Source organism: Curtobacterium pusillum (assembly GCF_007673235.1).
In the GTDB taxonomy this organism is placed as follows: Bacteria; Actinomycetota; Actinomycetes; order Actinomycetales; family Microbacteriaceae; genus Curtobacterium; species Curtobacterium pusillum_C.
The window spans coordinates 1-1,176 of sequence record NZ_VDZH01000013.1 but is presented as its reverse complement, the minus strand read 5'-3'; the positions used below and the strand labels follow the sequence as shown (position 1 = coordinate 1,176).

The following is a 1,176-nucleotide window of genomic DNA, read 5'->3' as shown; positions in this document are numbered from 1 at the left end:
ACAGTCAGAATCAACTCGCTGATGCTCTTCGGAGTGTTGGTTGTAATTTTTTTACGGAGAGTTTGATCCTGGCTCAGGACGAACGCTGGCGGCGTGCTTAACACATGCAAGTCGAACGATGATGCCCAGCTTGCTGGGTGGATTAGTGGCGAACGGGTGAGTAACACGTGAGTAACCTGCCCCTGACTCTGGGATAAGCGTTGGAAACGACGTCTAATACTGGATATGACTGCCGGCCGCATGGTCTGGTGGTGGAAAGATTTTTTGGTTGGGGATGGACTCGCGGCCTATCAGCTTGTTGGTGAGGTAATGGCTCACCAAGGCGACGACGGGTAGCCGGCCTGAGAGGGTGACCGGCCACACTGGGACTGAGACACGGCCCAGACTCCTACGGGAGGCAGCAGTGGGGAATATTGCACAATGGGCGAAAGCCTGATGCAGCAACGCCGCGTGAGGGATGACGGCCTTCGGGTTGTAAACCTCTTTTAGTAGGGAAGAAGCGAAAGTGACGGTACCTGCAGAAAAAGCACCGGCTAACTACGTGCCAGCAGCCGCGGTAATACGTAGGGTGCAAGCGTTGTCCGGAATTATTGGGCGTAAAGAGCTCGTAGGCGGTTTGTCGCGTCTGCTGTGAAATCCCGAGGCTCAACCTCGGGCTTGCAGTGGGTACGGGCAGACTAGAGTGCGGTAGGGGAGATTGGAATTCCTGGTGTAGCGGTGGAATGCGCAGATATCAGGAGGAACACCGATGGCGAAGGCAGATCTCTGGGCCGTAACTGACGCTGAGGAGCGAAAGCATGGGGAGCGAACAGGATTAGATACCCTGGTAGTCCATGCCGTAAACGTTGGGCGCTAGATGTAGGGACCTTTCCACGGTTTCTGTGTCGTAGCTAACGCATTAAGCGCCCCGCCTGGGGAGTACGGCCGCAAGGCTAAAACTCAAAGGAATTGACGGGGGCCCGCACAAGCGGCGGAGCATGCGGATTAATTCGATGCAACGCGAAGAACCTTACCAAGGCTTGACATACACCGGAAACGGCCAGAGATGGTCGCCCCCTTGTGGTCGGTGTACAGGTGGTGCATGGTTGTCGTCAGCTCGTGTCGTGAGATGTTGGGTTAAGTCCCGCAACGAGCGCAACCCTCGTTCTATGTTGCCAGCGCGTTATGGCGGGGACT

The 1,176-nt window shown here is 56.0% G+C and carries 1 rRNA gene; it reads left to right on the top strand.

The annotated features are described in order from the left end of the window. Positions 1 to 50: 50 nt before the first annotated feature. A 16S ribosomal RNA gene (locus tag FS532_RS18385) occupies positions 51 to 1,176 on the top strand; the annotation flags it as partial.